Origin of the sequence: Rhodococcus sp. (in: high G+C Gram-positive bacteria), from assembly GCF_049286785.1 — a bacterium.
GTDB lineage: Bacteria > Actinomycetota > Actinomycetes > Mycobacteriales > Mycobacteriaceae > Rhodococcus_F.
The window spans coordinates 1-1985 of the sequence record NZ_JBAQEO010000306.1 but is presented as its reverse complement, the minus strand read 5'-3'; the positions used below and the strand labels follow the sequence as shown (position 1 = coordinate 1985).

General features: G+C 65.5%; 2 protein-coding genes. One reads left to right on the top strand and one right to left on the bottom strand.

The window, feature by feature from the left end; translation table 11 throughout:
* On the bottom strand, positions 1-1275 hold a 1275-nt coding region (locus WAW17_RS11740), incomplete at its 3' end, for an FAD-dependent monooxygenase (RefSeq protein WP_422333154.1).
* 147 nt (positions 1276-1422) lie between these two features.
* Here WAW17_RS11740 and WAW17_RS11735 point away from each other — a divergent pair.
* On the top strand, positions 1423-1985 hold a 563-nt coding region (locus tag WAW17_RS11735; RefSeq protein WP_422333153.1), incomplete at its 3' end, for a GntR family transcriptional regulator.

Sequence of the window (1985 nt, the reverse complement as noted above, 5' to 3'; positions counted from 1 at the left end):
GTTCACGAGGTCGCGGCGTTCCGCGTATTCAGGGTGCGATTCGTCCCAGATGACCTCGAGGGACTCCCAGTTCTCCTCCGGGGTCTTCTCCGGGGACAGTCCGAGGGCGGCGTCGAGCCGGAAACGGTCCTGGGTGCACTTGACGGAGTTCGCGATGTTGCGCAGGATTACGGGCTTGCGTTCGGCCTCGTAGGTGTCGAGCAGCCCGTCGCCGGCATGCCCGGCGAGTACCTGGGCGAGTTTCCAGCACAGGTTCTGGGCGTCGTGGATCGCGGAGTTCAGGCCGAGCCCGCTGGTGGGCGGGTGCTTGTGAGCGGCATCGCCGACGACGAAGACCCGGCCGGCACGGAACCGGTCGGCGACGATGCCCTCCATCGTCCACAACGACACGGCGTGGACCTCGGCATCGAGGTCGGGCATACCGAGGAGAGTCTTCATGTGCGCGATGACCTTCTCGCGTTCGCCGGCGTCCGGGTCGCCGTACGGGTAACCGATGTGAAAGACCCATTCCTCGGACTCGGTGCCCCAGTGGTCCGGGCCCATCGGGCACAGCACACCACCGGTGAACGTGCCGCCGAAGTCGGGGTTGGCCAGCCAGCGCAGCAGCACCGAGTCGTCCTCGAGCACTCCGGACAGGTCGGCGCTCATGTGCACCGACACCATGTCGAGGATGTTGCGCTCACCCTCGAGTTCGATGCCGACCAGCTTGCCGACGGTGCGGCCGCCGTCTGCGGCGATCACGTACTGCGAGTGGACCTCGTACTCCTCGCCGGTGGCCTTGTCCCGGACCGTGCTGCGGACACCGGTCTCGTCCTGCTCGAGCGCGATCAATTCGTGGTTGAACCGGACCCCACCCGGGTTGAGCTTCTCGGCGTGCACCTTCAGAACTGGTTCGAGACGGATCTGCGGCAGGTTGGTCGTCGGACACGGGCTCGCGTCGATGTATTCCGGGTCCCGGTCGCCCGCTCCCCAAATCTCGAGTTTGCCGATCTCCCGGCCGGCGTTGGGATTCGGGCCCTGGACACCGGCGTAGAAGCCGGTCGCAACGAGGTTCTCCTGCGGGGTACCGCGCCGATAGATCTCCTCGGCGACGCCGACCTCGGTGTAGATCTCCATGGTGCGCTGACCGAGCACGTGGGCCTTGGGCAGGATCGACGTGGTCGGTAGAGCGCTGACCAGCAGGGATTCGACGCCGTAGGTGGACAGCAGCATCGACGCGGACAGGCCGGCGCCGCCGCCTCCGATGATCAGGACCGGAACAGTAGTGGTGGTCATAACGGATTCAACCTCTCGAAAGCGACGTCCTGTCGCGGGTGAGTGACATGCACCACAAGGTGTACTCGCCGATTTTTGGAAACACAAGAGAATTTCGAAATATTCTTCAATATCGTCATTCTGTGGGATTCGCTGTACGATCCGAGGATGCCGACCAGTACCAAGACCCGGGCCGAGACCGTCTTCGACTCGATCCGCGACGAGGTCCTCGCCGCCCGCATCCCACCCGGGACGAAGATGAAGCTCGCCGACTACGGTCAGCGCTTCGACGTGAGCCTGTCCGTGGTGCGCGAGGCAATGGGTCGGCTCGCCGAACAAGGCCTGCTGCAAGCGAATCCGCAGCGCGGCTTCAGTACACTGCCGCTGTCGGTCGACGACCTGCTCGAGCTCACCCGCGCCCGGGTCATCATCGAGACCGCCGCCCTGCGTGAATCCATCGAACGCGGGAACCTGGAGTGGGAAGCGGCCGTGGTCGGCGCCCACCACCGACTGGCCTCGACCGCGATGTACGCCGACGACGGTGCAACCATCAACCGGGAATTCGCTGTGGTCCACCGCGACTTCCACGTGGCGCTGCTCGCGGGAAGCGGCAACCCCCACCTCGACTCGATCGCCGCCTCACTGCGCGACCGGTCCGAGCTGTACCTGTACTGGTCCCGCTACCTCGGGGACGACCCAGCCCGCGACGTCGCGTGCGAGCACCGTCAACT